This window comes from Nocardioides sp. (assembly GCF_035703625.1).
GTDB lineage: Bacteria > Actinomycetota > Actinomycetes > Propionibacteriales > Nocardioidaceae > Nocardioides.
Genome location: NZ_DASSXS010000292.1, coordinates 1 through 6,804, shown reverse-complemented (window position 1 = coordinate 6,804; position 6,804 = coordinate 1). Strand labels below are relative to the sequence as shown.

Annotated in this window: 6 protein-coding genes; all 6 read right to left on the bottom strand. The window is 73.4% G+C overall.

The features are described 5' to 3' along the window. Positions 1 to 1,107 (bottom strand): tRNA 2-thiouridine(34) synthase MnmA (mnmA, locus tag VFN12_RS15235; protein WP_325119589.1); only part of this gene is annotated, 1,107 nt, incomplete at its 3' end. Between the two features lie 10 nt (positions 1,108 to 1,117). Next, positions 1,118 to 2,293, bottom strand: coding sequence for a cysteine desulfurase family protein (locus VFN12_RS15230; protein WP_325119588.1), 1,176 nt, complete (start codon positions 2,291 to 2,293; stop codon positions 1,118 to 1,120). Positions 2,294 to 2,436: 143 nt separating this feature from the next. Then, complete coding sequence (locus VFN12_RS15225) at positions 2,437 to 3,114, bottom strand: nucleotidyltransferase domain-containing protein (protein WP_325119587.1); 678 nt, start codon at positions 3,112 to 3,114, stop codon at positions 2,437 to 2,439. After that, positions 3,111 to 4,073 carry an endonuclease/exonuclease/phosphatase family protein gene (locus VFN12_RS15220; protein WP_325119586.1) on the bottom strand — a complete coding sequence of 321 codons (963 nt, stop codon included), beginning with the start codon at positions 4,071 to 4,073 and terminating at the stop codon, positions 3,111 to 3,113. The genes VFN12_RS15225 and VFN12_RS15220 overlap by 4 nt, the downstream gene beginning before the upstream one ends. Before the next feature lie 10 nt (positions 4,074 to 4,083). Continuing rightward, positions 4,084 to 5,235 carry a glutamate 5-kinase gene (proB, locus tag VFN12_RS15215; protein WP_325119585.1) on the bottom strand — a complete coding sequence of 384 codons (1,152 nt, stop codon included), beginning with the start codon at positions 5,233 to 5,235 and terminating at the stop codon, positions 4,084 to 4,086. Then, positions 5,232 to 6,734, bottom strand: coding sequence for a GTPase ObgE (gene obgE / locus VFN12_RS15210; protein WP_325119584.1), 1,503 nt, complete (start codon positions 6,732 to 6,734; stop codon positions 5,232 to 5,234). Before obgE ends, proB begins: the two co-directional genes overlap by 4 nt. Positions 6,735 to 6,804: the final 70 nt, after the last annotated feature.

Genomic DNA, 6,804 nt, shown 5'->3' with positions numbered 1-6,804 from the left:
GGTCCCCTGCGGGGCGTCGGCCCGGTGCGTGGCGCTGATCGTCGCCGAGCCCACCACGCGGGTGCCGTCGTAGACCACCGCGGCCTGGCCGGGGGCGATGCCCTCGGCGGGCTCGAGCAGCTCGATGTCGACCTCGTCCTCGTACACGGAGACCACGGCGCGGTGCTCGCTGCCGTGCGCCCGCAGCTGGACGGTCCCCTCGAGCCGGGACGGGATCGTGCCGCACCAGCGCGGCCGGATCCCGGTGATCCGGTCGACGCCCAGCCCCGAACGCGGTCCGACGGTCACTGTGCCGGCGACCGGCTCGATGTCGAGCACGAAACGCGGCCGGCCGTCCGCAGCCGGACGCCCGAGCCGGAGCCCCTTGCGCTGCCCGATGGTGAAACCGTAGGTGCCCTCGTGGCGGCCGAGCACCTCTCCGGTCGCGGAATCCACGATGTCGCCCCCGTGGTTCGGCGCCCGGTCCCCCAGCTTCTCCCGCAGCCAGCCGGCGTTGTCGCCGTCGGCGACGAAGCAGATGTCGTGGCTGTCGGGCTTGTCGGCGACGAGCAGCCCGCGCCGCTCCGCCTCCCGGCGTACGTCGGGCTTGGTGGAGTCACCGAGCGGGAACAGCGAGTGCGCGAGCTGATCCTGGTCGAGCACCCCGAGCACGTAGGACTGGTCCTTGGCGGAGTCCACCGCCCGGTGCATCTCGATCAGGCCGTCGGGCCCGGTGCGCAGCTGCGCGTAGTGCCCGGTGGCCACGGCGTCGAAGCCGAGCGCGAGGGCCCGGTCGAGCACGGCGGCGAACTTGATCTTCTCGTTGCACCGCAGGCAGGGGTTGGGCGTCCGCCCGGCGGCGTACTCCCCCATGAAGTCCTCGACGACGTCCTCGTGGAAGCGGTCGCTCAGGTCCCAGACGTAGAACGGGATGCCGATCACGTCGGCGGCGCGCCGGGCGTCGTTGCTGTCCTCGATCGTGCAGCAACCGCGGGCCCCCGAGCGGTAGGACTGCGGGTTGCGGGAGAGGGCGAGGTGGATCCCGGTGACGTCGTGGCCCGCCTCGGCAGCCCGCGCCGCAGCGACCGCCGAGTCGACGCCGCCGGACATGGCAGCGATGACCTTCATCGCAGTGTTCTCATCTCTGGGCGCTCCTCGCCCGTTCGACGACCGGCCCGATCGCCTCGACGAGGGCGTCGACGTCGGCCTGGGTGCTGGTGTGGCCCAGCGAGAAGCGCAGGGAGTGTCTCGCGGCCTCGTCGGTGCAGCCCATGGCCAGCAGGACGTGCGAGGGCTGGGGTACGCCGGCCGAGCACGCCGAGCCGGTCGAGCACTCGATCCCGCGGGCATCGAGCAGCATCAGCAGCGAGTCGCCCTCGCAGTCCGGGAACCCGAGGTGGGCGTTGCCGGGCAAGCGCTCGTGGCTCTGCTCGAGCTGGGGACCGTGGAGGTGGGCGTCCGGCACCACCTCGATCACGCGGCGTACGAGGTCGTCGCGCAGGGCCGCCACCCGGGTCGCGTGGTCGGCCTGCTGCTTGACGGCCACCTCGACGGCGGCAGCGAAACCGGCGATCGCGGGGGTGTCGATCGTCCCGGACCGGACGTCTCGCTCCTGGCCGCCACCGTGCACGAGCGGCACCAGGTCCAGCTCGCGGGCCACGACGAGGGCGCCGACGCCGAACGGCCCGCCGATCTTGTGTCCGGTCAGGGTGAGGGCATCGACCCCGGAGGCGGCGAAGTCCACCGGCACGGAGCCCAGGGCCTGCACCGCGTCGGTGTGCACCGGGATGCCGTGCTCGGCAGCGATCTCGACCGCGTCGCCGACCGGTTCGAGGGTGCCGACCTCGTTGTTGGCCCACATCAGTGAGATCAGGGCGACCGAGTCGGGGTCCCGCTCGACGGCCTCCCGCAGGGCATCGACCTCGAGACGAGCCCGCTGGTCGACGGGCAGCAGCTCGACCTCGGCGCCTTCCCGCTCGGTGAGCCAGTGCAGCGGGTCGAGCACCGCGTGGTGCTCCACCGCGGTGCTGAGGATCCGGGTGCGGCCGGGGTCGGCACCGCGCCGCGCCCAGAACAGCCCCTTGAGGGCCAGGTTGTCGGCCTCGGTTCCGCCCGAGGTGAACACCACCTCGCCGGGTCGGCAGTTGAGCGCCTGGGCGATCTTCTCCCGTGACTCCTCGACGACGCGGCGGGCCTGCCGCCCGGAGGCGTGCAGGGAGCTCGGGTTGCCGACGTCGGCCAGCCGGGCGGTCATCGCCTCCGCCGCCGCCGGAAGCATCGGCGTCGTGGCGGCGTGGTCGAGGTAGACGGTCATGGCCGTCCAAGCCTACGGCGCGCCGCCCCATTCCCGTTGAATCGGGGCTTCCCGCCCGTTGAGTCGGGGATCCGCGACCGTTGAGTTGGGGATTGCCGTCTCCGGGAGTGACAACAATCCCCAACTCGAGGAGCGGGAAACCCCTACTCGACGGGCGGGAATCCCCGACTCAACGAGAGGCGGGGGAGCCAGGGGTGGTCCGGGTGCAGGCGGCGTACGGCGTCGCGCAGCCAGGCCTGCCGATCGGGTGCGAGCAGCGGCCAGGTGCGGGCGAGGTCGCGGTCGTCCTTGGGCCGGTCCAGCGCTGCCTTGTAGAGCAGCACGATCTCGGGGTTGAGGTAGCGGATGCCGTCGGAGGCGACCCACGTCGCCTCCTCGAGCGGTACGACGTGGTCCTCCATCCGCTTGCTGGTCCAGAGTCCGTCGCGGTCGGGCGTGATCGGCAGGTCGATGATCCACGGATCCTGCGCGCTCCTCCGCACCCAGATCTGGCTCCGGACGTCGAGCACGTCGGGGTGCTTGTCGTTGAGGGGCCTCAGGGTGCCGCCGTGGTTGCTCCACAGGTGCCAGCGGTCTCCCACGTGCTCGCGCAGGGCCGGGATGTCGCAGGCGAGGATCGAGAGGTCGACGTCCTCGTGCTCGCGGAGCACGCCGGTGAACGCCTCGATCGCCCACCCGCCGACGATCCACCAGGGTCGCCCGAACCCAGACATGAACTCCGCCAGGCCGGGCGGGTCCAGCGGATCCCAGGGCCCGTAGAGCGCGAAGAACTCCTCGTCCTCGGCCACCTGCTCCGGCGTCAGGTCGAGCGGCTCCCTCACGTGGCCGCCAGCTCGGCCACCAGCGCGCGGTGGTCGCTCTCGGGGATCTCGAGGGTGTGGGTGCCGATCGCGGCGAAGGCGGGCCCCACCAGGACGTGGTCGATGTCGACGGCGTTCGGCAGCGAGATGCCGAGCACCGAGGCACCGGCGGCCGGCCAGGTCGGCTGCCACCCCTCGTTGGCCAGCTCGGCCGCCGAGCGGTAGCCCGTGTCCACCAGGGCCCGCATCGGCGGGTGGTCGGGGGTCGCGTTGAAGTCGCCGGCGATCAGGTCGGGCTGCTCGTCGGACGCGGCGGCCCGGATGAGGTGGTGGTCGCGGCGCCACTTCGCGATGTCCGTGGGGTCGTGCGGGTGGACCGCGAACAGCGTGTGCTCCCCCATCGGCACCCGCCAGGAGCCCCAGGTGGTGCCGAGGCGACTCGGCCTTCCGAGCGGCACGTTGGCAAAGACCATCGTCCCCTCCACGCCCGGCGCGGGCCGGCCCGCCCGGTGCCCGAGGAGGGCGTCCAGCCCGGCCCGCTCCATCCGGGCGAGCGCCTCCGGGGTCACCTCGGTCGCGACCAGGACGTCGACGTCCTGCTCGCTCGCCGCGCGCACCACGTCAAGCCCGTCGGTCCGGCCGGCGTAGAGGTTGGTCACCATCACCCGCAGCGGCTCGGCACCCTCGCGCGGCGGCGGGTTCGCGCCCCAGATCATCGGCGCGAACCACCCGAGGTGGAGCGCGACGCCGACGGCCACCGCCGCGCAGGCCAGGCCGGCGCCCCAGGTGCGTACGACGGCGAGGCGGATCAGCACCACGACCAGCGCGGCGCCGTACGCCACGATCCCGAAGGGGGTGAACGCCTCCAGCTTCACCCACAGGTCGCCCCACGGGTCGAGCAGGCGCACGAGCGTGAGCACGATCCCCGGGACGAGCAGCAGGACGAGGAGCAGCGTCACCGCCATGCGCCCCCGCGTCATGCGGGCGAACCTACCCCGCGGAGGGCCCCGGGTCCGTGAGCAACACGAGGTCGTCGCGGTGCACGACCTCCCGCTCGTAGGCCGCCCCGAGGTCGCGCTTGAGCTCGTGGGAGGACCGGCCGATCAGGCTGGGGATCTCGTCGGCGTCGAAGTTGACCAGCCCCCGCGCGACCGGTCGACCGGCGGCGTCGGCGAGGTCGACGGGGTCACCGGCCACGAAGCTGCCGGTGACGCCGGTGATCCCGGCCGCGAGCAGGGACGCACGCCGCTGCGTGATCGCGCGTACGGCGCCGTCGTCGAGCAGCACCTGTCCGCGGGGCTCGGTTGCGTGGGCCAGCCAGAGCAACCGGGTCGGGCGTCGCCGCCCGGTGGCGTGGAAGAGGGTGCCGACCGGTTCGCCGGCCAGGGCGGCCGGTGCCTGCTCCGCGGAGGCCAGGACGACCGGGATGCCGGCCCCGGTCGCGATCCGGGCGGCCTCGACCTTGGTGTGCATGCCGCCGGTTCCCACGCCGGCGGTGCCGGAGCTGCCGATCCGGACGCCGTCGAGGTCGTCGGCGGCGGCCACCTCCCGGACCAGGCTGCTGCCCGGCTGGGCCGGATCGCCGTCGTAGAGGCCGTCCACGTCGGACAGCAGGACCAGCAGGTCGGCGTGGACCAGGTGGGCGACCAGGGCCGCGAGCCGGTCGTTGTCGCCGAACCGGATCTCGCTCGTGGCGACCGTGTCGTTCTCGTTCACGATCGGCAGCACGCCGAGGTCGAGCAGCTTGGCGAACGTCTGGTAGGCGTTGCGGTAGTGGGAGCGGCGGGTCATGTCGTCGTTGGTGAGCAGCACCTGCCCGGCGACGACCCCGTGACGGGCCAGCTCCTCGGTGTAGCGGTGCACGAGCAGTCCCTGCCCGACCGAGGCTGCGGCCTGCTGGGCGGCGAGCCCCTGGGGCCGTCGGCTCATGCCGAGCGGCGCCAGCCCCGCCGCGATGGCACCGGAGGACACGAGGACCAGCTCGGCCCCGTCGGCACGGGCGGTCGCGAGCACGTCGGTGAGGCGGCGGACCCGGTCGGGGTCGATCCCGCCGGTCGCGGTGGTGAGCGACGAGGAGCCCACCTTGACGACGACCCGCCGCGCGGAGACCACCCGGTCGCGGCGGCCGGCCCCCGGGGTCATCCCTCGGGGTCGCTCTCGGGCAGGTCACGGCGTCGCGCGACGTCGGCGCGGGTCTCCCCCTCGGCGCGCTCGGCCATCGCCTCCTCGATCTCGCGACGACGCCGGGCCGCGGGCCGCGACTCGTCGAAACGCTGGTCCTCGCCGCGACGGCCGAGCATCTCGACTCCGGCGTCGATGCCCGGCCGGAAGTCGAAGACGACGGCGTTGTCGCGGTCGCCGATGAGCACGCTGTCGCCCTCGGCGGCGCCCATCTCGAGCAGGCGGGACTCCACCCCGAGGCGGTTGAGCCGGTCGGCGAGGAAGCCGACGGCCTCGTCGTTGCTGAAGTCGGTCTGCCGCACCCATCGCTCGGGCTTGAGGCCCCGGACCCGCCACGCCCGTTCCTGCGGGCCCGTGGACGCCTCGACGGCCTCCTCGACCGTGAAGTCGTCGCCACCGTCGGCCGAGGGCGGGCGGATCACGATCCGGGTCGCCTCGCTGACCGGCCGCTCCCGGCGGGCGGCCTCGACGACCGCGGCCATGGCGAAGGTCAGCTGGCGCAGCCCCTCGCCCGAGGCGGCCGAGACGGCCACCACCTCGAGCCCCCGGTCACGGAGCTCCGCGACGACCATGTCGGCGATCTCGCGTCCGTCCGGGACGTCGACCTTGTTGAGGGCGACCAGGCGGGGACGGTCCTCGAGGCCGCCGTACCGGCTCAGCTCGTGCTCGATCACGTCGAGGTCCTCGACCGGGTTGCGGCCGGGCTCCATGGTGGCGGTGTCGATCACGTGGACCAGCGCCGCACAGCGCTCGATGTGGCGGAGGAAGTCGTGGCCCAGGCCGCGGCCCTCGCTCGCGCCCTCGATCAGGCCGGGTACGTCGGCGACGGTGAAGGTCGTGTCGCCGGCGGTGACGACGCCGAGGTTGGGGACCAGCGTGGTGAACGGGTAGTCCGCGATCTTGGGCCGGGCCCGCGACATCGCGGCGATCAGGCTCGACTTGCCCGCGCTGGGGAAGCCGACCAGCCCGATGTCGGCGACGACCTTCAGCTCGAGCACGATGTCGAGCTCGTCGCCGGGCTCGCCGAGCAGCGCGAAGCCCGGCGCCTTCCGCTTGGAGCTCGCGAGCGCGGCGTTGCCGAGGCCGCCTCGCCCACCGGAGGCGACCACCAGCTCCGTGCCCGGGCCGACCAGGTCGGCCAGGACGTTGCCGCGACCGTCCGCGACGACCGTGCCGTCGGGGACCGGCAGCACCAGGTCGCTCCCGTGGCCGCCGTTGCGGTGTCCGCCCGCCCCGTGGCCGCCGTGCTCGGCGCGACGCCGGGGGCTGTGGTGGTAGTCGACGAGGGTGGTGACGTCGGGGTCGACGCGCAGGATCACCGAGCCACCCGGGCCGCCGTTGCCCCCGTCCGGACCACCGAGGGGCTTGAACTTCTCGCGGTGCACCGAAGCCACCCCGTTGCCGCCGCGACCGGCGCTGACGTGCAGCGTCACCCGGTCGACGAACGTGGGGACTGCCATCAGGTGCTCCTTAAGCGAGACGTCGGGCGAATGCGCCTCGAGAGCCAACCGGTTTTCGAGACGGGTCGCT

Bases quoted from the DNA above. Each gene is read 5' to 3' on its own strand.
- VFN12_RS15230 (WP_325119588.1), bottom strand. From the start codon at position 2,293: ATGACCGTCTACCTCGACCACGCCGCCACGACGCCGATGCTTCCGGCG.
- VFN12_RS15220 (WP_325119586.1), bottom strand. From the start codon at position 4,073: ATGACGCGGGGGCGCATGGCGGTGACGCTGCTCCTCGTCCTGCTGCTC.
- proB (WP_325119585.1), bottom strand. From the start codon at position 5,235: ATGACCCCGGGGGCCGGCCGCCGCGACCGGGTGGTCTCCGCGCGGCGG.
- obgE (WP_325119584.1), bottom strand. From the start codon at position 6,734: ATGGCAGTCCCCACGTTCGTCGACCGGGTGACGCTGCACGTCAGCGCC.